The 21,489-nt window shown below is 73.7% G+C and carries 20 protein-coding genes; 8 read left to right on the top strand and 12 right to left on the bottom strand.

The window, feature by feature from the left end; all coding sequences use genetic code 11:
- Positions 1 to 23 precede the first annotated feature (23 nt).
- A complete protein-coding gene (pdxH, locus tag ACYVDA_RS03475; RefSeq protein ID WP_460815108.1) occupies positions 24 to 701 on the bottom strand; it encodes a pyridoxamine 5'-phosphate oxidase in 678 nt (225 codons plus the stop codon).
- Between the two features lie 66 nt (positions 702 to 767).
- Between pdxH and ACYVDA_RS03470 the strand changes: the two genes are divergently transcribed.
- Positions 768 to 1,898: a citrate synthase 2 gene (locus ACYVDA_RS03470; protein WP_460815107.1), complete on the top strand. Its 1,131-nt coding sequence runs from the start codon at positions 768 to 770 to the stop codon at positions 1,896 to 1,898.
- 143 nt (positions 1,899 to 2,041) lie between these two features.
- Positions 2,042 to 3,085: an NAD(P)-dependent alcohol dehydrogenase gene (locus ACYVDA_RS03465; RefSeq protein ID WP_460815106.1), complete on the top strand. Its 1,044-nt coding sequence runs from the start codon at positions 2,042 to 2,044 to the stop codon at positions 3,083 to 3,085.
- 64 nt (positions 3,086 to 3,149) lie between these two features.
- Here ACYVDA_RS03465 and ACYVDA_RS03460 read toward each other — a convergent pair whose 3' ends face one another.
- Entirely contained in the window at positions 3,150 to 3,662 is a 513-nt protein-coding gene (locus ACYVDA_RS03460) for a GNAT family N-acetyltransferase (protein WP_460815105.1), read from the bottom strand.
- A gap of 73 nt (positions 3,663 to 3,735) precedes the next feature.
- Here ACYVDA_RS03460 and serC point away from each other — a divergent pair, with 73 nt between their 5' ends.
- A complete protein-coding gene (serC, locus tag ACYVDA_RS03455; RefSeq protein WP_460815104.1) occupies positions 3,736 to 4,857 on the top strand; it encodes a phosphoserine transaminase in 1,122 nt (373 codons plus the stop codon).
- Positions 4,858 to 4,903: 46 nt separating this feature from the next.
- On the opposite strand, the gene ACYVDA_RS03450 is transcribed toward serC, so the two are convergent.
- The 5 genes from ACYVDA_RS03450 to ACYVDA_RS03430 all read right to left on the bottom strand — a co-directional run bounded on the left by ACYVDA_RS03450 (position 4,904) and on the right by ACYVDA_RS03430 (position 10,703).
- On the bottom strand, positions 4,904 to 6,007 hold the full coding sequence (locus tag ACYVDA_RS03450; RefSeq protein WP_460815103.1) for a hypothetical protein: 1,104 nt from the start codon (positions 6,005 to 6,007) through the stop codon (positions 4,904 to 4,906).
- Positions 6,004 to 7,209 (bottom strand): class I SAM-dependent methyltransferase, encoded by a 1,206-nt coding sequence (locus ACYVDA_RS03445; protein WP_460815102.1) that lies wholly within the window; start codon positions 7,207 to 7,209, stop codon positions 6,004 to 6,006. Before ACYVDA_RS03445 ends, ACYVDA_RS03450 begins: the two co-directional genes overlap by 4 nt.
- Positions 7,210 to 7,302: 93 nt before the next feature.
- Positions 7,303 to 8,592: an MFS transporter gene (locus ACYVDA_RS03440; protein WP_460815101.1), complete on the bottom strand. Its 1,290-nt coding sequence runs from the start codon at positions 8,590 to 8,592 to the stop codon at positions 7,303 to 7,305.
- Between the two features lie 49 nt (positions 8,593 to 8,641).
- Entirely contained in the window at positions 8,642 to 9,091 is a 450-nt protein-coding gene (locus ACYVDA_RS03435) for a MarR family winged helix-turn-helix transcriptional regulator (RefSeq protein ID WP_460815100.1), read from the bottom strand.
- 178 nt (positions 9,092 to 9,269) lie between these two features.
- Entirely contained in the window at positions 9,270 to 10,703 is a 1,434-nt protein-coding gene (locus ACYVDA_RS03430) for an NCS2 family permease (RefSeq protein ID WP_460815099.1), read from the bottom strand.
- A gap of 97 nt (positions 10,704 to 10,800) precedes the next feature.
- On the opposite strand from ACYVDA_RS03430, the gene ACYVDA_RS03425 reads away from it, so the two are divergent.
- A complete protein-coding gene (locus ACYVDA_RS03425) occupies positions 10,801 to 11,106 on the top strand; it encodes a DUF2530 domain-containing protein (RefSeq protein WP_460815098.1) in 306 nt (101 codons plus the stop codon).
- Here ACYVDA_RS03425 and ACYVDA_RS03420 read toward each other — a convergent pair.
- Positions 11,078 to 11,845: a DUF3027 domain-containing protein gene (locus ACYVDA_RS03420; RefSeq protein ID WP_460815097.1), complete on the bottom strand. Its 768-nt coding sequence runs from the start codon at positions 11,843 to 11,845 to the stop codon at positions 11,078 to 11,080. The genes ACYVDA_RS03425 and ACYVDA_RS03420 overlap by 29 nt on opposite strands.
- Before the next feature lie 70 nt (positions 11,846 to 11,915).
- On the opposite strand from ACYVDA_RS03420, the gene ACYVDA_RS03415 reads away from it, so the two are divergent.
- Positions 11,916 to 13,454 (top strand): MFS transporter, encoded by a 1,539-nt coding sequence (locus ACYVDA_RS03415; RefSeq protein WP_460815096.1) that lies wholly within the window; start codon positions 11,916 to 11,918, stop codon positions 13,452 to 13,454.
- On the opposite strand, the gene ACYVDA_RS03410 is transcribed toward ACYVDA_RS03415, so the two are convergent.
- Together ACYVDA_RS03410 and larE are read right to left on the bottom strand one after the other, a co-directional pair.
- Positions 13,451 to 13,846: a cold-shock protein gene (locus tag ACYVDA_RS03410; protein WP_460815095.1), complete on the bottom strand. Its 396-nt coding sequence runs from the start codon at positions 13,844 to 13,846 to the stop codon at positions 13,451 to 13,453. The two genes, ACYVDA_RS03415 and ACYVDA_RS03410, sit on opposite strands and share 4 nt — an antisense overlap.
- A gap of 132 nt (positions 13,847 to 13,978) precedes the next feature.
- Positions 13,979 to 15,409, bottom strand: a complete 1,431-nt coding sequence (gene larE, locus ACYVDA_RS03405) for an ATP-dependent sacrificial sulfur transferase LarE (protein ID WP_460815094.1) — start codon at positions 15,407 to 15,409, stop codon at positions 13,979 to 13,981.
- Positions 15,410 to 15,482: 73 nt separating this feature from the next.
- Here larE and ACYVDA_RS03400 point away from each other — a divergent pair, with 73 nt between their 5' ends.
- A complete protein-coding gene (locus ACYVDA_RS03400) occupies positions 15,483 to 15,923 on the top strand; it encodes a hypothetical protein (protein WP_460815093.1) in 441 nt (146 codons plus the stop codon).
- 6 nt (positions 15,924 to 15,929) lie between these two features.
- Here ACYVDA_RS03400 and ACYVDA_RS03395 read toward each other — a convergent pair whose 3' ends face one another.
- Entirely contained in the window at positions 15,930 to 17,594 is a 1,665-nt protein-coding gene (locus ACYVDA_RS03395; RefSeq protein WP_460815092.1) for a DUF885 domain-containing protein, read from the bottom strand.
- Between the two features lie 88 nt (positions 17,595 to 17,682).
- Here ACYVDA_RS03395 and ACYVDA_RS03390 point away from each other — a divergent pair, with 88 nt between their 5' ends.
- Positions 17,683 to 18,990: a DUF1727 domain-containing protein gene (locus ACYVDA_RS03390; protein WP_460815091.1), complete on the top strand. Its 1,308-nt coding sequence runs from the start codon at positions 17,683 to 17,685 to the stop codon at positions 18,988 to 18,990.
- Positions 18,977 to 19,705, top strand: a complete 729-nt coding sequence (locus tag ACYVDA_RS03385) for a type 1 glutamine amidotransferase (protein ID WP_460815090.1) — start codon at positions 18,977 to 18,979, stop codon at positions 19,703 to 19,705. Before ACYVDA_RS03390 ends, ACYVDA_RS03385 begins: the two co-directional genes overlap by 14 nt.
- Positions 19,706 to 19,720: 15 nt before the next feature.
- On the opposite strand, the gene ACYVDA_RS03380 is transcribed toward ACYVDA_RS03385, so the two are convergent.
- The gene (locus tag ACYVDA_RS03380) at positions 19,721 to 21,367 is read right to left on the bottom strand and encodes an AMP-binding protein (protein WP_460815089.1); all 1,647 of its coding nucleotides are present in this window, start codon (positions 21,365 to 21,367) and stop codon (positions 19,721 to 19,723) included.
- Positions 21,368 to 21,489: the final 122 nt, after the last annotated feature.

The raw sequence follows: 21,489 nt of genomic DNA, 5'->3' as shown, positions 1-21,489 counted from the left end.
CGGGTCGCCAGCGGGCAGGGCTCCTACGGCGCGAGGCGGACCGTGGTCCACTCCCCGGCGTCGTCACGGCGGTAGACGATCCGGTCGTGCATCCGCCCCGGACGGCCCTGCCAGAACTCGACGACGGCGGGCACGACGCGAAAGCCACCCCAGTGCGGGGGCCGCTCGACGTCGCGGCCCTCGAAGCGGGCTTGAGCGTCGGCGTACCGCTGGTCGAGCTCCTCGCGGGAGGCGACCTCGTGCGACTGCGGGGACGCCCAGGCCCCCAGCTGGGAGCCGCGCGGCCGCCGGGCGAAGTACGCCGAGCTCTCGGCGTCGCTGACCCGCTCGGCCCGGCCCTCGACCCGCACCTGGCGCTCGAGGTCGTGCCAGGGGAAGAGCAGCGCGCAGCCCGGTCGGGCGTCGAGGTCGTGGCCCTTGCGGGAGTCGTAGTTGGTGTAGAAGACGAACCCGCGCTCGTCGAGCCCCTTGAGCAGGACGGTGCGGCTCGAGGGTCCGCCGTCGGGGCCGACCGTCGAGACGACCACGGCGTTGGGCTCGTGGATCCCCGAGGCCCCCGCCTGGTCGAACCAACGCCCGAACATCGTCACCGGGTCCGGCGCGAGGTCCGCCTCGAGCAGCCCCGCGGCGCCGTACTCCCGACGCAGGTCGGCCAGCTGGGCCCGGGCCTGCTGCCCACCGTCGCGCGCACCGTCATCCATGCCCAGGAACCTACCGTTGGGTACCTTTCGCTTCCTCTTCACCGGGATACGTGCAGAATGCGGTCCATGACTGAGGTACACCACGGACTCGAAGGTGTCGTCGCGTTCGAGACACAGATCGCTGAACCGGACAAGGAAGGCTCCGCGCTGCGCTACCGCGGCGTCGACATCGAGGAGATCGTCGGCCGGATCCCCTTCGAGAAGGTCTGGGGGCTGCTCATCGACGGCTCCTACGACCCGGGCCTGCCGCCGGCCGAGCCCTTCAACATCCCCATCCACACGGGCGACGTGCGCGCCGACGTGCAGGCCGGCGTGGCCATGCTCGCCCCGATGCTGGGGATGAAGCAGACCTACGACATCTCCGACGAGGAGGCCCGCGAGGACCTCTCCCGCGTCGCCGTCATGGTCCTGTCGTACGCCGCCCAGGCCGCCCGCGGCCTCGGCCAGCCGATCGTCACCCAGCGCGAGGTCGACGAGGGCACCACCCTCGCGGAGAAGTTCCTGATCCGCTGGAAGGGCGAGGCCGACCCCAAGCACGTCAAGGCGATCGACGCCTACTGGAGCTCCGCCGCCGAGCACGGCATGAACGCCTCCACCTTCACCGCCCGCGTCATCACCTCCACCGGCGCCGACGTCGCCGCGGCGTTCTCCGGCGCGATCGGCGCCATGAGCGGCCCGCTGCACGGCGGCGCCCCGGCCCGCGTGCTGACCATGATCGAGGACGTCGAGAAGACCGGCGACGCCGAGGCCTACGTCAAGAAGCTGCTCGACGACGGTGAGCGCCTGATGGGCTTCGGCCACCGCGTCTACCGCGCCGAGGACCCCCGCGCCCGCGTGCTGCGGCGTACGGCCAAGGAGCTCGACGCCCCCCGCTACGAGGTCGCCGAGGCGCTGGAGAAGGCCGCCCTGGCCGAGCTCAAGGAGCGTCGTCCCGACCGCGTCCTGGAGACCAACGTGGAGTTCTGGGCGGCCATCGTCCTGGACTTCGCCGAGGTCCCGGCGCCGATGTTCACCTCGATGTTCACCTGTGCGCGCACGGGCGGCTGGTCGGCGCACATCCTGGAGCAGAAGCGCACCGGGCGCCTGATCCGCCCCTCGGCGATCTACACCGGCCCGGGCGAGCGCCCGGCCAGCTCGATCGAGGGCTACAACGAGGCCTGGGGCGACAGCTCGGCCGACGACGAGCTCGTCGTCTGAGCCCGTCCGGCACCGCCTGACGGCGGCGGTCCCCCCGGGGGCCGCCGCCGTCGTGCGTCCCGGCCCGCGTGGCGATGGCCACATCGGCGGATCTGGTGACGCCCGAGGTGTGAGAACTCAGGGGTTCGGGGCACGTTGTCCACATGACCCAGACTGTTGAAGCTTTGATCACCAAGGGCGCCAGCAAGCCCTTCGAGCGCGGCACCATCGAGCGCCGGGACCCCCGTGCCCACGACGTCGTCATCGACATCGCCTTCGCCGGGGTGTGCCACTCCGACATCCACCAGGGCCGCGAGGAGTGGGGCCCCGCCCTGTTCCCGATGGTCCCCGGCCACGAGATCGCCGGCACCGTGCGCGAGGTCGGCTCCGAGGTCACGAAGTACGCCGTGGGCGACCGCGTCGGCGTCGGCTGCTTCGTCGACTCCTGCCGCGAGTGCGCCAACTGCAAGGCCGGCGACGAGCAGTACTGCCTCAAGGGCGAGGTCGGCACCTACAACGCCAAGGACTACGACGGCGAGCCCACCTTCGGCGGCTACTCCAAGTCCGTCACCGTGGACGAGAACTACGTCCTGCGCATCCCCGAGGGCGTCGAGCTCGACGTCGCCGCTCCCCTGCTGTGCGCCGGCATCACGCTCTACTCCCCCCTCAACCACTGGGGCGCCGGGCCGGACAAGAAGGTCGCCATCATCGGCATGGGCGGCCTGGGCCACATGGGCGTCAAGATCGCCAGCGCCATGGGCGCCGAGGTCACCGTCCTGTCGCAGACCACCTCCAAGGAGGAGGACGGCAAGCGCCTGGGCGCGACCCACTACTACGCCACCAAGGACGAGGAGACCTTCGAGAAGCTCGCGGGCACCTTCGACCTGATCGTCAACACGGTCTCGGCGCACCTGCCGATGGACAAGTACCTCGCGCTGCTGGGCCTCAACGGCACCCTGGTGCACGTGGGCATCCCCGACGGCCCCGACGAGTACCAGGCCTTCTCGCTGGCCGGCATGCGTCGCTCGATGGCCGGCTCGAAGATCGGCGGCATCCGCGAGACCCAGGAGATGCTCGACTTCTGCGCCAAGCACGGCTTCGGTGCCGAGATCGAGAAGATCAACGCCGACCAGGTCGACGAGGCCTGGGACCGCGTCGTGAACTCCGACGTGCGCTACCGCTTCGTCATCGACGTCGCCACCATCTGATCCAGCGCTCCACCACCGGTGGCCGGTCCCCTCGGGGGCCGGCCACTGCTGCGTCCGGACCCGTTCAGTGGCGGAGGAGGACCCGGGCGAAGCAGCGGGAGATCGGGGAGTCGCGGTAGAAGCCGAAGCCGGAGACGGCGACGTAGCCCGAGGACTCGTAGAGCGCGATCGCCTCGGGCTGGCGGTCGCCGGTCTCGAGCACCATCACCTCGGCGCCGGCCAGCCGGGCGGTGTCCTCCAGGTGGGCCAGCACGAGGCGGGCCAGACCCCGGCGGCGGCCGGGGGCGGCGACGTACATCCGCTTGACCTCCGCGGAGCGGCCCAGGCCATCGACGACCACGTCGGAGCGCAGCCGCCAGGCCCCGGTCGCCACCGGCACGTCGTCGAGGTAGCCGACGAAGAACGCGCCCGAGGGCGGTTCGAAGTACGCCGCCTCGATGGGCGTCTCGTCGCGCCCGCCGTAGCGGACGACGTACTCCTCCTGGACCTCCTCCACCAGCCGGTGCGCGTCGGGGTGGGTGATCGGGAGACGCTCCAGGCGCCACCCGGCGGGGGCGGGGAGGGACGGGCCGGACACGGTGACTCCTGCGGCGCGGGCGGGGGTGGGACGGGCGCGGAGGCGGCTCCGGCCCGGCTGACAGACTAGGACCGTGCCCGACATCGTGATCCCCCAGGACCTGCTGCCCGCCGACGGTCGCTTCGGGGCGGGCCCCTCCAAGGTCCCGGCCGGCGCGCTGGCGGCCCTGGCCGCGAGCGGCACCACCCTGATGGGGACCTCCCACCGCCAGGCGCCCGTGCGCGGGCTCGTGGGTCGGGTGCGCGAGGGCGTGGCCACCCTGTTCGACCTGCCCGAGGGCCACGAGGTCGTGCTCGGCAACGGCGGCACCACGGCGTTCTGGGACGCGGCCGTGTTCGGGCTGGTCCGCGAGCGCAGCCAGCACCTGGTCTTCGGGGAGTTCACCTCCAAGTTCGCGACCGCGGCGAGGCGCGCGCCGTTCCTGGCCGACCCCGCGGTCGTCACGGCCGAGCCGGGGTCGTTCGCCCCGCCCGTGCCGGAGGAGGGCGTCGACGCCTACGCCTGGGCCCACAACGAGACCTCGACCGCGGTGATGGCCCCCGTACGCCGACCCGACCTGGCCGCGGGCACCGACGCCCTCGTGCTCGTCGACGCCACCTCGGGCGCCGGCGGGCTGCCCGTCGACGTGGGCCAGACCGACGCCTACTACTTCGCCCCGCAGAAGTCCTTCGCCTCCGACGGCGGCCTGTGGCTGGCCCTGCTCTCCCCCGCGGCGATCGAGCGGGCCCACGAGCTGTCGGCCGCCCGCTGGGTGCCGGCGTTCCTCGACCTGCCCACCGCGATCACCAACTCGCGGATGGACCAGACGCTGAACACCCCGGCGGTGGCCACGCTGTTCCTGATGGCCGAGCAGCTGGACTGGATGCTCGACCAGGGCGGGCTGGAGGCGATGGTCGCCCGGACCACCGAGTCCTCGCGCACCCTCTACGACTGGGCCGAGCGCACGCCGTGGGCCTCCCCCTTCGTCGCCGACCCGGCGCTGCGGTCCCTGGTGATCGCGACCATCGACCTCGATGCCACGGTCGACGCCGACACGGTCGCCGCGGTGCTGCGGGCCAACGGCGTGGTCGACACCGAGCCCTACCGCAAGCTGGGCCGCAACCAGCTGCGGATCGCCACCTACCCCGCCGTCGACCCGGCCGACGTCGCCGCCCTGACCGCCTGCATCGACCACGTGGTCGAGCGGCTCGGCTGACCGAGCCCACCACGCGCGCCTCGCGCCCGGCCGCCGGGCGTGACCCTCAGGGGGTCCTCCGGCGCAGGCCCAGGCCGATCCCCAGGGCCCCCAGGACGATGACGACCGGGATGGTCCACAGCAACCAGGGCTCGTCGTCACGGTCCGTCGCCACCATGGCCCGCGGCTCCTGGGTCGTCGCCGCGAGGCGGGGAGACGCAGAGGCGGTCGGGGCGGTCGAGGGCGTCGGCGTGGTCGAGGGCGACGGAGACGGCGTCGCGCTCGGGGACGGCGCCGGTCGGCCGGCCAGCGCCGCGGCGAGCGCGGCCGGGGGCGTCACCGCGAGCAGCGGGCTGCGGCGTCCCTCGCTCGCCAGCAGGACCCGCCCGCCCGGCCCCACGGCCACGCCCTCCCCCTGGCGTTGGCGCGGAAGCGCGAACCCACCCAGCCGGCGCCACGTCGGGTAGGCGTAGACCCCGGCGGCGGCCGGCCCGCGCACCACCACGGACCGTCCGTCCAGGGACAGCGCCGCGTCGGTGGCCAGCTCGGCCACCCGGGCCACTCGCCGGAGCCGGTTGACCCGGTCGCGGCGCAGCGGGCCGGTGGTGGCGAAGACGGTGCCGCCGGCGAAGGACTTGGTCACCACCGAGACCCGGCCCCGGCGGTCCACGACCACCGACTCGGCGTCGTGGGCGCCCCGCGGGTAGGCCAGGGCGTACGCCGACGGGCGCACCGTGCGCGACCGCGTCCCCACCGGCACGCGCAGCAGCACGATGCGGCGACGGGCGGACCGGTTGTCGCCGACGTCGCCGACCCAGACGGCGCGGGGACCCGCCGGCGCCAGGGCCTCCACGTCGCGCACGGGCGAGCGCCACCGGGTCACCCCGAGCGTGCGACCGGTCCGCGTGGACACGACGTAGAGGCAGGCGCAGCTGCCGGAGTCGTTGGTCAGGACCACGGTCGCGCCGCGGTCCACGACGCCGCTGCTCTCGACCAGCCGCGGGTCGCGCGGGGTGACCATCCGTCGCGACGCGACGGGGGACGTCGTGGTGGTCGCGACCTCCCCCGACCGGGTCGTCACCGCGGGCGCCGGACCCGGCAGCCCGACCGCGAGCGTCCCGACGGCGCCCAGGGCGACCAGCGAGCGCGCGACCCGACCCGGGGCGCTCACGAGCCGGCGCGGTCCAGCACGCCCGCGAGGTGGGGCTGGAGGCGCCAGGTGGTGACCAGCGCGTCGTACTCCTCGCGCGCCCTCGGCGACGGGGCCGCGCCGGTGCGCACGGCCTTGAGCAGGGTGTTGCGCGGGGTGTGGGCGCTGTCGACGAACTCGACCACCTCGACGCGGTAGCCGACCTGGCGCAGGATGCCGGCCCGCAGCGCGTCGGTGAGGGTGTCGGCGAGGCGCTCGCGCAGGATGCCGTCGCGGGTCAGGCTCGACCAGCCGGCCGGGGTCGGCACCCGTCGCAGCTGCGCCGAGACGTCGTGGTGGCAGCAGGGCGCCGCGAGCACGAGGTCCGCCTCCCAGCCCACCGCCCGCTCCAGCGCGTCGTCGGTGGCGGTGTCGCAGGCGTGCAGCGCGAGCACCACGTCGGGGTGCTCGTCGAGCTCCACGTCGTCGATGCCGGCGGTGAGGAAGGTGATCCGGTCCTCGACGCCCAGCTCGCGGGCGACCTCGCTGTTGTGGCGCCGCGACTGGTCCTTGACGTCGACGCCGAGCATCCGCACGGGCATCCGCTCGCCGAGGTGGGCCAGCGCGGCGAAGGTGAGGTAGGCGTTGCCGCAGCCCAGGTCGACCACCCGGAGCGGGTCCTCGGCCGTGGGGGTGCGGACCTTGCCCGAGCGCTGCGCGTCCTCCAGGGCGGCGTCGAGGGCGCGGACGAACTCCTCGACCTGGCGGTACTTGGCCTGCCGCGACGGCTTCACGCGGCCCTGGGCGTCGGAGATCCCCAGCGCCCGCAGGGTCGGGTGGTCGGGGGCCAGCAGCCGGGTCTTGGCCTGGTCGTGGGACCGCTCGGGCGCCGTCTGCTCCTCGCGGGCCGCGGTGTGCAGCAGCGCGTCGCCCTTCTTGGTCACGCGCAGCTGGTGGGTCTGCGTGGTGGTCTCGACGTGCCAGTTGGCGTAGGCCTCGTCGAGGAGGTCGTCGAGCACCTCGCGCGGGTCGGCGTGGTTGGAGGTGTGCGCCTGGGTGTCGTCGTACGCCGTGACCTGGAGGTGGCGACCGGCCTTGAGGTCGACGTACCTCAGCTCGACGCGGCGCCAGCGGGGAGCCGGCTGCCCGCGGCGCCGGCCGGTCGCCAGGGCGCGCACGAGGTGCTCGTCGTCGAGGACCTCGGAGCGCAGACGCGCGAGCACGCGCAGGAGGGGTTCGGCCATGCGGGACGTCCTACTTCCAGATCGCTGCGACCACGACGATCAGGATCAGGCCCCCGAGGGCGACGGGGATGACCAGTCGGCGGTAGCGGGGGTTCACGACGTGGAGCCTACGGGCTGGTTTCTGGGCTGGGCCAGCAGCACCGGGTCGGTGACCACCCGGCGACGGGCCAGGTCACGGGACCGTGCGAAGACCGCGACCGAGAGCAGGACCCCGGCCAGGGTCAGCGCACCGCCGCCGAGCAGCGTCCAGCGCGCGCCGTAGGTCTCCCCCAGCCAGCCGATGAACGGCGACCCGAGCGGGGTGCCGCCCATGAACACCATCAGGTAGAGCGCCATCACCCGTCCGCGCAGCGCCGGCGCCGTGGCCAGCTGCATCGTGGTGTTGGCCGCGGTGATCATGGTGAGGGCGAAGAAGCCGAGCAGCGGGGTGATCGCGGCGTAGGTGAGGTACGACGGGCTCAGCCCGGCCACGATCTCCACCAGCGCGAACAGCACCGCCGACCCGACGACCAGCCGCAGCCGGATGCGGACCCGGCGCGCGGCCATCAGGGCGCCGGTCAGGGACCCGATCGCCATCACCGACCCGAGCAGGCCGTACTCCGTGGCGCCCTTGTGGAAGATCTTGGTCGCCATCAGCGCGGAGGTCATCTGGAAGTTCAGCCCGAAGGTGCCGGCGAAGAACACCACCGACAGGATCAGCAGCAGGTCGGGTCGTCCCCGCAGGTAGCGCAGCGCGTCGGTGATCTGGCCCTTGTGCCGGGCCTCGCGCTCGGTGACGTGCAGGTCGGCCACGACCATCCGCCGCAGCGCGATCAGCACGGCGACGTAGCTGAAGCCGTTGATCACGATCACCCAGCCGGTCGCCCGGACGCCGCCGCCGAACACGCCGATCAGCAGGCCGGCCAGCGCGGGCCCGGCCATCCGGGCCGCGTTGAAGGAGGCGGAGTTGAGGCCGACGGCGTTGCTGAGCTCGTCGGGCCCGACCATCTCGGAGACGAAGCTCTGGCGGGCCGGGGCGTCGAAGGCCGAGCCGACCCCGAAGACGAAGGCGAGCACGTAGACGTGCCAGACCTGGGCCGCGCCGGTGATCGCCAGGCCGCCCAGCGCCAGCGCGGTCAGCGCCATCACGGTCTGGGTCACCTGGAGCAGGCGCAGCTTGGGGACGCGGTCGGCGACCAGGCCGGCGTACGGCGAGAGGAGGAGGGCGGGCAGGAACTGCAGGCCGGTGGTGATGCCCAGCGAGGTGCCGTCGTTGACGGCCAGCAGGACGACCAGCCAGTCCTGGGCGACCCGCTGCATCCAGGTGCCGGTGTTCGAGATCGCCCCGCCGGCGGCGTACAGGCGGTAGTTGTGGTTGTGCAGGGCGCGGAACGTGGGACTCACGCGGGGCCCCCGACGCAGCGGGAGCGGAGGGAGTGCTGGGGTGGGGTGCTCAAGCGGTGGCCAATCTCTGGATCAGGGGGGCGGCGGCGCGCAGGGTGGCCCGCTCCTCGGGGGTGAGCTCGGCCAAGCGGAGCGAGAGCCAGGCGTCGCGGCGGCGGCGGTCGGCCAGGAGGGTCTCGCGACCCTGGTCGGTCAGGTCGACCAGCACCTGGCGCCCGTCGGTCTGCGAGGGACGCCGGACGGCGTACCCCTCGGCGACCAGGCAGGCCACCGTGCGGGTCATCGACGGGGGCTGCACGCGCTCGCGCGCGGCGAGGGTGCCGATCGTGCACTCGCCCTCGCGGAACAGGACCCCGAGCGCGCTCAGCGCCGGGGTGCTCAGCGGGTTGCCGGGGTCGCGCTCACCGCGCAGGCGACGGGAGAACCGCATCACCGAGACCCGCAGCTCGCTGGCGAGCCCAGTATCGGTGCGCGAGGCGGATTCGACGGTGGGAGACATGTTGCTTAGCCTAACTCATTACCTGCGCTAAGCATTCCGCCGAGGGGGCTCGTGTGCACGCCGAGGAGGCTCGTGTGCACGCCGAGGAGGCTCATCTGGTTCTCGGTGAGAACCAGATGAGCCCCCTCGGACGCCAGATGAGCCCCCTCGCGCGCCAGGTGAGCCCCCTCGGCGGTGGTCAGGTGAGCAGCGCGGTGAGCGGCTCGATCGCGAAGTAGACGACGAACAGCGCGGCGATCAGCCACATCAGCGGGTGCACCTGGCCGACCTTGCCCTTGACCAGCTTGATCAGGACGTAGGCCAGGAAGCCGGCGCCGATGCCCGCGGTGATCGAGTAGGTGAACGGCATCAGCACGATGGTCAGGAACGCCGGGATGGCGATCTCGAGGTCGTCCCAGTCGATGCCCTTGACCTGCTGCATCATCAGGAACCCGACCAGCACCAGCGCGGGGACCGCGGCCTCGCTGGGGATGATCGCCACCAGCGGCGAGGCCAGGGTGGCGAGCAGGAACAGCACACCGGTGACCACCGAGGCCAGACCCGTGCGGGCGCCCTCGCCGACGCCGGCGGCGGACTCGATGTAGGAGGTGTTCGAGGAGACGCCGCCGGCACCACCGGCCGCAGCGGCCAGCGAGTCCACGACCAGGATGCGGCGCGTGTTCGGCGGTACGCCGTCCGCGTCGAGCAGCCCGGCCTCGGCGCCGATGGCGGTCATCGTGCCCATGGTGTCGAAGAAGTCGGCCAGCATCAGGGTGAAGATCAGCAGCACGGCGGCGACCACGCCGATGTTCTGGAACGAGCCCAGCAGGTTGAACTCCCCCAGCGTGCCGAAGTCGGGCACGTCGAAGACGCTCGAGGGCAGCTTGGGCACCGTCAGGCCCCAGCCGGTGGGGTTCTTGGCGCTGCCGGCACCGAAGTGGCCGATCGCCTCGACGATGATCGCGACGACCGTGGTGGCCAGGATCGAGATCAGGATGGCGCCCTTGACCTTGCGCACCCACAGCGCGACCACCAGGACCAGGCCGATCACGAAGACCAGGACCGGCCAGCCCTGGAGCTGGCCCGAGGGGCCGAGCTGGACCGGGACGGTGGTGTTGGCGGCGTCGGGGATGCGGCGCACGAAGCCGGCGTCGACGAAGCCGATCAGCGCGATGAAGAGCCCGATGCCGACCGAGATGGCGACCTTGAGCTGGGCGGGCACGGCGTGGAAGACCGCCTCGCGGAAGCCGGTGAGCACCAGCACCAGGATCACGAGGCCCTCGAGCACGACCAGGCCCATCGCGTCGGCCCAGGTCATCTGGCTGGCGATCGAGAACGCCACGAAGGCGTTCAGGCCCAGGCCGGTGGCCAGGGCGAGCGGGTAGTTGCCCACCACGCCCATCAGGATCGTCATGATCCCGGCGACCAGGGCGGTGCCCGCCGCGATCATCGGCAGGTTGGCCCCGGGCGCCGTCGTGCCGCCGAGGAAGTGCCCGTCCGCGTCCTTGGCGAAGCCGAGGATCAGCGGGTTGAGCACGATGATGTACGCCATCGTGAAGAAGGTGACGACGCCACCGCGCACCTCACGGCCGACGGTCGAGCCACGCTCGCTGATCTTGAAGAACCTGTCCACGGTCGCGTATCCAACCACGGATCCGACGTGAGGTGGACCACGGACGGCGTCGGTGCGACGAGCGTCACCACCCCCTCGCCGGCGGTAGGTTGGCGCCATGGACACCGGCCCCCGCGACGACGAGCAGCCGATGGTCCACGAGATCGGCAACCGGACCTACCACGTGGCCGCCGTGGAGCCCCTCGACCTCGACGGCGTGCGCACCATCCAGGTCGGCACGCTGCTGTGGGCCGTGGCCTCGGTGGCGATGATCCCGTTCCTGGACGACCTGCGCGCCCACGACCGCCTCTGGTGGTGGTGGACCTGCCTGGCCGGGTTCGGCCTCGGTCTGGTCGGGTGGCGCCACTGCCTGCGCCGCCGCGACGCCCGACGGGCTAGAACTGCTCCCAGTCACCCCGGCTGAGCGAGTCGAACGCGTGCTCGGGCACCGGCGGCGGCAGCTGCTTCTTGCGCAGCTGCGCCTCGGAGTGCGCACCGCAGCCGTGGTCGAGGGAGACCACGCGGGCGTCGTCGTTGGCGAACTCGTTGGCGCAGACGCCGAAGGTCAGCGCCAGCGGCCCCGCCAGGCGCACCAGGAAGCCGCAGCCTCCGCACCGGCCGGGGGCCGACTGCGACATCGGCACGTCGGGGCCCTGGTCACCGGCGTACCACCGCTGGGTGGCGGCGTCGCGGCCCTCCAGCGACAGCACGCGGGCGCGGCCGAGGCCGAGCTCGTCGACGACGGGACGCTCCCACTCCTCGGGGGTCTCGCCGACGAGGTACGTCGGGACCAGCCGCGGGTCGTCCTCGTCGGTGGGGAGCAGGTCGCCCGGGGAGAGGTCACCGGGCTGGATGCGCTCGCGCCACGGCACCCACGCGGGGGCCACGATCGCGTCGTCGCCGGGCAGCAGGACCACCTCGGCGACGGTCACGTCGTCCTGACCGGCCGGCTGCGCGACCGTCACGGCCCAGACCCAGCCGGGGTAGCCGGCCTGGGTGCAGGCGAAGCGGTGGGTGACGACGAGCGCGTCGCCCCCGGTCGACTCCTCGGGCAGCGGCTCGAGGGGGGCGCCGACGACGGCGGCACCCACCTCCTCGACGAGGGCCGCACGGGCGGCGTCGATCGCGGAGGCCTCGTGCGCGGTCGGGTCGGCGGAGGTCATCACACGCGGCATCATCCCCCATCGGCACGGCCCGTGCCAGACCGGCCCACGGGCTTGGCAGGATGAGGTCATGAGGCGCGGACGGCAGGACGGGGCGGGTGACGGCGGCGACGCCGGACGCCCCGACGCCGATGACGCGGACGACGCCGGCGAGCCCACCCAGCCGATCGCCGCGTCCTCGTGGACCGACGACGACGCCGGGCCGGCCACCGAACAGACGGAGCAGACCGGGCAGACCGGGCAGACCGGGTCGACCGGACCGTCGGGGCCGTCGGAGCGGGGCGACCGGCGCCGGCGCCCCTCGCGCATCGGTCGGGTCTCCGGCGCGACCGGCCGCGGCATCCGTCGGGCGGGGGCGGCGACCGGCCACGGGGCGACGTACACCCTGCGCCAGGCCCGCAAGGCCTCCCGGGCCGAGGGCGCGGGCGAGAGCGGGCTCTTCCGCCTGATCGAGCTGCACGCCTTCAACGCCGCGGGCGACGCGGCGGTCGCGATCGCGCTGGCCGGCACCCTGTTCTTCGCCCAGCCCGGCGAGGCGCGCGGCCAGGTGGCCCTCTTCCTGGGCCTGACCATGCTGCCGTTCGCCGTGGTCGCGCCGCTGCTCGGCCCCTTCCTGGACCGCTTCAGCCACGGCCGGCGCTGGGCCATCGGCGCCACCATGGCGCTGCGGGCCTTCCTGTGCTGGCTGATGGCCGACGCGGTCGCCTCCCAGTCGATCCTGCTGTTCCCGACCGCGCTGGGCGTCCTGGTCTCCTCCAAGGCGTACGGCGTGGCCCGCGCGGCCACCGTCCCCCGGCTCCAGCCGCCAGGCCTGACCCTGGTCAAGGCCAACAGCCGGATCAGCCTGGCCGGTGTCGTCGGCGCCGCGGTCGCCGGCCCGATCGCCGGTGGGGCGTCCTACTTCGGCCCGCAGTGGCCGCTGCGCGTCGCCTTCGTCATCTTCGTGGGCGCCACCGTGCTCTCGATCCTGCTCCCGGCGCGCGCCGACGCCCACGCCGGGGAGCTCCCCGTGAGCCTGACCGGCAACGCGAAGAAGTTCCGCGTCCCGCCGACGGTCGGGTTCGCGCTGCGCTGCAACGCCGGCCTGCGGATGCTGTCGGGCTTCCTGACGATGTACATGGCCTTCCTGCTGCGCCAGCACCCGCTGCCCGGCTGGGAGCACCGCACCACCCTGCTGATGGGTCTCGTGATCGGGGCGGCCGGGCTGGGCAACACCGTCGGCATCGGGCTGGGCTCGCTGCTGCGCCGGGTGACCCCGGCGGTCACCGTGGTGGTGGCGCTGCTCGCCGACGTGGCGGCGGCGGTCGTGGCGGCCGTGCTCTACGGGCTGGTCGCCGCCGTCGTCCTGGGCCTGACCGCGGGGGTGGCCCAGTCGATGGGCAAGCTGTCGCTGGACGCGACCATCCAGAGCGACGTGCCCGAGCGCAACCGCACCTCGGCCTTCGCCCGGTCCGAGACCATGCTCCAGCTGTCCTGGGTGGTCGGCGGCTTCATCGGGATCGCGCTGCCGCTGATCCCCCACCTGGGGCTCGGCGTGCTGGCCGGGCTGATGGTCGCGTGGACGGCGTACGTCCTGCTGCGGCGGCCCGCCGCACCCGCGACGGTCTAGAGGTCGAGCTCGTCGGCCAGCGCCCGGAGCAGCTTCGCGGTCGGCTTGGCCGTGCGCGCCTCGGGGTGGCGACCGTGGCGGTAGGCCTCACCGACGCCGTCGAGCAGCCCGATCAGGTCCTCCACGATGGTGGCCATCTCGTCGGGCTTGCGGCGCTGGGCGGCGCGGCGGTTGCTCGAGACCGAGGCGGGCGCGTCCAGGACACGGACCTGGTGGGCCTGGTCGCCCTTGCGGCCCGAGAGCACGCCGAACTCCACCCGGGTGCCGGCCTTGAGCTCGCTCACGCCGTCGGGCAGGGAGGAGGAGCGGACGTAGACGTCCTCGCCCTCCTCGCGCGAGAGGAACCCGAACCCCTTCTCGGCGTCGTACCACTTGACCTTCCCGGTGGGCACCAGCTCGGCCTCTCTGCTCGGTGGGGACGGAGCCCGCAGGGCCGACCGTCGTGCGCCGGGGACCCAGCGCCAGCACAGCCTACGGGGACGGCCACGCCCGGCCCGGATCGACCCGGATCGATCCGGGCGCGACTAGCGGAAGCGCTCGGGGTCGGCCAGCAGCTGGTTCATCGACCCCGACCGGAACCCCAGCGGGTCGAGCTCGACGGCCTCGAAGCCCGCGTCCCGGACGACGTCGAGGTGGTCGGCGGCCAGCTCGAGCAGGTCGCGGTCGACCTCGACCCGGCCGGTGTCGCCGAGGTCGCGCACCCGCAGGTCGCGCACCGTCGCCCCGGTCGCCTCCAGGGAGGCGCGCAGAGCCGCCTCGGCCCGCTCGACCCGGGCCAGCCGCGAGGGGGTGATCTCGATGCCGAAGGCCACCCGCGAGCTCAGGCAGGCGGCCGCGGGCTTGTCCCACGTGGGCAGGCCCCAGGCCCGCGAGGCGGCGCGCACCTGCTCCTTGGTCAGGCCGGCGTCCAGCAGCGGGGTCACGGCCCCGCGGTCGGCCGCCGCCGCGATCCCGGGCCGGAACCCGGCGCGGGCGTCGTCGGCGTTGGTGCCGGTCGCCACCACGTCGAAGCCGTGCTCGGCCGCCAGCGGGCCGAGGGTGTCGAGCAGCTCGGCCTTGCAGAAGGCGCACCGGTCGCCGGCGTTGGCGCGGTAGCCCTCGCGCTCCATCTCGGCGGTGCGCGGCGTCAGCAGGCGTACGCCGAGGGACTCGGCCAGCTCGCGGGCGGGGCCCCGCTCGGCCAGCGGCAGCGAGTCGCTGTACGCCGTGGCCGCGGCGACCCGGTCGGGCCCCAGCGCACGCACCGCGGCGGCGAGCAGGAAGGCGCTGTCGGCGCCCCCGCTGAAGGCGACCAGCACGCGACCGTGGCCCCGCAGGTCGCGCTCCAGGGCCGCCAGGCGGCGGTCGAGCACCCAGTCGTCGAGCCAGGCCGGGAAGGCGGTGAGGTCCGCGAGCACCACGTCGGTGCCGGCGGCCTCCAGCTCCTCGCGGGTGCTGCCCCCGGTGACGACGGAGACGCTGGTGATCCCGGCGGCCCGGGCCCCCTCGACGTCGTGCACGTGGTCGCCGACGTAGAGGTCGGCCCCGTGGCGTGCGAGCACCTCCCCCTTGCCGTGGCCCCAGACGCGCCCCTCGACCTCGTCGACGTCCAGGCCGAGGTGCTCGACGTGCAGCCGGGCGTTGGGGGTGTGCTTGCCGGTGACCAGCACGGTGCGGCCGCCGTGACGACGTACGGCGGCGAGGGCCTCGGCCGCCCCGGGCAGCGCGCCGGTGGGCAGCACGGCGGTGCCGGGGTAGATCTCGCGGAAGCGCGCCACCGCCGGCCCGATCGCCTCGGGCGGCAGGTGGGGCTCGAGCACGAGGTCCAGCGGCGGACCGAGCCGGGACGCCATCTCCTGGACCGGCAGCACCACCCCGAGCTCGTCGGCCAGGGCCTCCAGCGTGGCGGCGAACCCGGCCACGGTGTCGATCAGCGTCATGTCCAGGTCGAACCCGACCACCAGCGCCTCACCCACCCCGGCAGCCTACGTCGCGTGGATGTCGGCCCGTGCACGGCCGACGTTCAGGTGGGCGACCTACGGTGGCCCGGTGCTGATCACCAACCACGTGCTGTCCGGCGCGCTCGTCGGGCTGGCCGCCCCCGGACCGGTCAGCGGCTTCGCGCTGGGCGTCGCCTCCCACTTCGCGCTCGACTGCGTGCCGCACTGGGGTGACCTGGACCGCTTCCTCCAAGTGGCCGTCCCCGACGGACTGACGGGCCTGGCGGCGATGGCGCACGTCGCGGCCCTCACCTCCCAGCAGGCGCCGGCCCGCCGCGCCACGGTCGTGGCCACCATGCTCGGCGCCTGCCTGCCCGACGCCGACAAGCCCAGCACGCTGTTCTTCGGGCGCTCGCCCTTCCCGGCCCGCGTGGACGACTGGCACCGCTCGATCCAGCGCGAGTCGGTGCGCCGCCTGCCGCAGGAGTTCCTCCTGGCCGGGCTCGGCCTTTTGGCCTTCCGGTCCCTGGTCGTCCGCCGCGCCGGCTGAGGCGGCTCAGCCGAGGCGGGCGCGGACCACCTCGTCGAGGATCCCCAGCGGCAGCGACCCCGAGTCGAGCACCGCGGAGTGGAACGCGCGCACGTCGAAGCGCTCGCCCTGGCGCTGCTCGGCCTCGGCCCGCATGCGCTGGATCTCCAGGCGCCCGACCATGTAGGAGCAGGCCTGCCCGGGCGAGACCAGGTAGCGGTCGATCTCGGGCCGCACCACGCCCTCGCCCAGCGGCGAGTTGTCGAGCATGTACTGCACGGCCTGCTCGCGGCTCCACCCGAGCGCGTGCAGCCCGGTGTCGACGACCAGCCGGCACGCCCGCATCGAGTCGGCCGAGAACATCCCCATCCGGTCGACCGGGCCGGAGTACAGCCCCATCTCGTCGGCCAGCCGCTCGGTGTAGAGCCCCCACCCCTCGGCGTACGCCGCGTTGTGCAGGTGGCGGCGCAGCTCAGGGACCCCGGTGAGCTCAGAGGCGATCGCGAGCTGGAGGTGGTGGCCCGGGATGCCCTCGTGGAAGGCCATGGACTCCAGCTCGAAGGTGCCCCACGAGGTCGGGTCGTCGACGTTGACGAAGAACGTGCCGCCACGGCTGCCGTCGGAGGCGGGCGGGAAGTAGAAGGCCTTGGCGCCGCTGGTGGTGGCCTGCACGGCGCAGCGCGCCTGCGGGAGCACCTCGAACCAGGCCGGCATCGCCTCCCACGAGCGCTGGAGGGCGACCTCGGAGGCCTCGACGAGCTGCTCGCCCCGGGTGAAGTGCAGGGCGGGGTCGGTGCGCATGGCGGTGAAGATCGACGCCAGGTCGTCGGTGCCGACGACCTCGGGCCCGAGCTCGCGGTACTCCTCCCCCAGCGCCTCCACCTGGGCCAGCCCGATCTCGTGGATCTGCTCGGCGGACAGGTCGGTGGTGGTGAAGTAGCGCAGCAGGGCGGCGTAGGCCTCCTCGCCCCCGGGGAGGTGGCCCAGCCCGGCGCGGTCGTCGGGTCGGGCGCCCGGCAGCACCTCGTCGCGGAGCACGTCGCGGTAGGCCTCCAGGCCCGGGCGGACCTCCTGCTCGACGACCGAGCGCAGGCGGGCCTTCCACCCGTCGACGTCGAGCCCGGACGGCGGCGCGGAGGTGGCCATCAGCGGGTCGTCGGCGACCGGGGTGGCCAGCAGGCGGTCGAGCTGCTCGATCGTGTCGCGCACCGCGAACTCGGCCGGGAAGCGGCCGGCGGCCACCCCCTCGCGCAGGCGGTCGGCCGAGGCCCGGTAGGAGGCGCCGATGCCGGCGTACTTCTGGACCAGGGCGTGGGCCACCTCCGGCGTCGGCAGCGCCAGCATCGGCGCGACGATCCCAAGCGAGACCTGCGGGCCGAAGATCGGGTCCGCCGCGATCTCCTCCAGGCGGGCGCGCAGCACGTCGACCCGGGTGCGCGCGTCGGCCAGGACGACCTCGCGCGTGATCCGGTCCTGCTCCTCCAGGCCGGCGGGATCGATCGCCTCGGCCCGGGCGGCGAAGGCCTCGAGGTCGGCGACCTGCGCGTCCTCGTCGGCGCGCGTCGGCTGCTCGAACTCCCCGGCCCACTCGTAGCGGCCCAGCATGTGGGCGTGGGTGGGGTTGTGGGCGAGGTGGTGGTGCCAGTAGTCGTCGGCGAGGGCGGTGACGGTCCCGGGAGCGCTGTCGGTCATGGACCCAACCTAGGCCGAACCGGCGGAGGAGTCAGGACCGTGTCAGCCGTCGTGGCGTCTCCTGGGGGCCGAGCCAGGAGGACCCCCGATGACCCACCTCGCAGCAGACCGCCCGCACCTGCCCCACCTCTCCCGGGGTGGCCGCCCCGACGCCGCCCGGGACGCGGACAAGCGCGGTGGGGTCGGCACCCGCCTGCGCGTGGCCGTGGCCGTCGGCTGGGCCGCCTCGCGGCTCTCGCGCCTGTCCGGACTGGGCTCTGGTGGGGTGATCGGCGGCCGCACCCTGCTGCGGATCGCCCCCGACGCCGTCGCCCGGCTGGCGGCGGGTCGTCAGGTGCTGCTGGTCAGCGGCACCAACGGCAAGACCACCACCACCGCCCTGCTCACCGCCGCGCTGCGCTCTTGTAGCAGCACCGACAGCAACGCCGACGGCGCCAACACCCCGGCCGGCCTGGTCCAGGGCCTGACCGGCGACGCCGGCACGGTGGTCCTGGAGACCGACGAGGCCTGGCTGCCCTGGACCGTGGACCGGACCCGTCCGGCCGTGGTGGTGCTGCTGAACCTCACCCGCGACCAGCTCGACCGTCACCACGAGGTCGGCCGGGTCGCCGGCCGGTGGCGCCAGGGCCTGGGCGAGGTGGACCTCGTGGTGGCCAACGTCGACGACCCCGACGTGGTGTGGGCCGCGATGGCCGCGCACCGGCAGGTCTGGGTGGCGTGCGGACGACGCTGGGGCCACGACGACGCCGTCTGCCCGTCGTGCGGCGGCGAGGTCGCGCACGCCGAGGACGGCTGGTCCTGCGAGTGCGGTCTGCGCCGCCCCCGGCCCGACTGGTGGCTCGAGGGCTCTGACCTCGTCTCGCGCGAGCGCCGGGTCCCGCTGCGCCTGAACCTGCCCGGCCCGGTCAACCTGGTCAACGCCGCGATGGCGGTCGCGGCGGCCTCGGCCCTCGAGGTGCCGCCGCGCGTGGCCGCCCAGCAGATGACCAAGGTGACCACGGCCGCCGGCCGCTACGAGGTGATCGAGCACGAGGGCCGCAGCGCCCGGATGCTGCTGGCCAAGAACCCCGCCGGGTGGCTGGAGACCGTCTCGATGGTCGCGGACTCGCAGGCCCCCGTGGTGCTGGCCTTCAACAGCGAGGGCGTCGACGGCCGGGACCCCTCGTGGCTCTACGACGTCGACTTCACCGCACTGCGCGGCCGTCGGCTGGTCCTCACCGGTCGCCGCGCCACCGACCTGGCCGTGCGGCTGCACCTCGACGGGGTCCAGCGGCTCGAGCAGTTCCCCGACGTGCGGACCGCGCTCGCCTCGGTGCCCGCCGGCCCCGTGGACGTGGTCGCGAACTACACCGCGTTCCAGGACGCCCGGAAGGCGCTCGCCCGTGCCCGACGCTGACCTCGTCGTCGCCCTGCTCTACCCCGAGGTCCTGGGCTCGTACGGCGACGGGGGCAACGCGACCGCCCTGGTCCACCGCGGCCGCGCCCGGGGCCTCGAGGTCCAGGTGGTCGAGGTCGGCCTCGGTCGCACGGCTCCCTCGGCCGACGTCTACCTGCTCGGGGGTGGTGAGGACTCCGCGCAGCTGCTGGCCCTGGAGGCCGCCCGGCGCGACCCCCACCTCGCGAGCACGCTCGCCGGTGGCGCCACCTGCCTGGCCGTGTGCGCCGGCCTCCAGCTGCTGACCGAGCAGTTCACCGGGCCCGACGGCGAGGTCCACGCCGGCCTGGGTCTGCTCGACGCCACCTGCGGCCGGCTGACCGAGCGGGCCGTCGGGGAGGTCGTGGCCGACGCGGTCGGGCTGCCCGGGCTGCCGCCGCTGTCGGGCTACGAGAACCACCTCGGCACGGCGGTGGCCGGACCGGACGCCCGCCCCCTGGGCCGCGTCCGGGTCGGCACCGGCAACGGCCCCGGTCCCGACGGCGTACGCCACGAGGGGGTCGTGCAGGGCGGCGTCGTGGCGACGTACCTCCACGGCCCCGTCCTGGTGCGCAACCCCGAGCTCGCCGACCTGCTGCTGGAGCGCACGACCGGCCCCCTGGCGGCGTACGACGACGCGCTGGTCGAGCAGCTGCGCACCGAGCGCCTCGCCGCTGCGCGCCAGCGCCAGGCCTGAGCCGCCCCGGGCGGGTCAGCCGCGCTGCTCGGCCCCGTGGCCGACCCCGGCCAGGCCCAGCCGCTCGGTGGTCTCCTGGCGCATCTGGACCTTGCGGATCTTGCCGGTGACCGTCATCGGGAACTCCTCGACCAGCAGGACGTAGCGCGGGATCTTGTAGTGCGCCAGCTTGCCGGTCGCGAAGGCCCGGACGCCGTCGGCGTCCAGCGGCGGCGCGCCGGCGCGCAGCTTGACCCACGCCGCCAGCTCCTCGCCGTAGCGCTCGTCGGGGACCCCGATCACCTGCACGTCCTCGACGTCGGGGTGGGTGTAGAGGAACTCCTCGATCTCGCGGGGGTAGATGTTCTCCCCGCCCCGGATCACCATGTCCTTGATCCGGCCGACCACCACGCAGTAGCCGTCCTCGCGCATCTCGGCCAGGTCGCCGGTGTGCATCCAGCCGTCGGCGTCGATGGCCTCGGCGGTCTTCTCCGGGTCTTCCCAGTAGCCGAGCATCACCGAGTAGCCGCGGGTGCACAGCTCGCCGGGCAGGCCGCGCTCCAGGGTCTCCCCCGTCACCGGGTCCACCACCTTGATCTCGACGTGCGGGTGCACCCGACCGATGGTCGCGGTGCGGTGCTCGAGGTCGTCGTCGGCGCGGGTCTGGGTGGAGACCGGCGAGGTCTCGGTCATGCCGTAGGCGATCGAGACGCCCTCCATGTGCATGTCGTCGATGCACCGGCGCATCACCTCGACCGGGCAGATCGACCCGGCCATGCAGCCCGTGCGCAGCGAGCTGAGGTCGAAGTCGGCGAACCGGGGGTGGTTCTGCACCGCGATGAACATGGTGGGGACGCCGTACAGGCCGGTGCAGCGCTCGTCCTGCACCGTCCGCAGCGTGGTCTCGGCGTCGAACGCCGGAGCCGGGATGATCATCGCGGACCCGTGGGTGACGCACCCCAGCACGCCCATCACCATCCCGAAGCAGTGGTAGAAGGGCACCGGGATGCAGAGCCGGTCCTGCTCGGTGAAGCCCATGGTCTCGGTGACGAAGAAGCCGTTGTTGAGGATGTTGCGGTGGCTCAGGGTGGCGCCCTTGGGGTAGCCGGTCGTCCCGGAGGTGTACTGGATGTTGATCGGGTCGTCCGGGTGCAGCGCCGCGAGCCGCCGCGCAACGGCGTCCTCGGGCAGCCCCTCCCCCTCGGCCAGGAGCCCGTCCCAGTCGTCGGTGCCGATGTAGACGACCCGGCCCAGCGTCTGGTTGCGCGGCGCGGTCTCCTCCAGCATCGCCCGGTAATCGCTGGTGCGGTGCGACTCGGCGCTCACCATCAGCCGCATCCCCGACTGGTTGACCGCGTAGGACAGCTCGTGGGTGCGGTACGCCGGGTTGACGTTGACCAGGACCGCCCCGATCTTGGCCGTCGCGAACTGCGTGATCGTCCACTCCGCGCAGTTGGGCGCCCAGATCCCGACCCGGTCGCCCTTCTCGATCCCGGCGCCGATCAGCCCGCGGGCGAGGGCGTCCACGTCGCGGTCCAGCTCGGCGTAGGTCCACCGGCGTCCGCTGGCCACCTCGACCAGCGCCTCCCGCTCGCCGTGCGCCGCGACGGTCGCCTCGAAGCTCGCCCCGATCGTCTGCTCGATCAGCGGCGGGGTGGTCTCTCCAGCGGCGTACGACTCCATGGCAGGCACCCTAGCCAGCCCGTGTGACTCGGGCCACACGTCGACCAGGACCACCGCCCTGACCAGCGAGGTCCCGGCATGCGGACGGCTCGGGTGACCAGGTGACGCCCAGTTCGTTGGCC

The organism is Nocardioides korecus (assembly GCF_054778395.1).
Note: the sequence above shows the minus strand (reverse complement) of the source record. Positions and strands in the feature narration are given on the sequence as shown.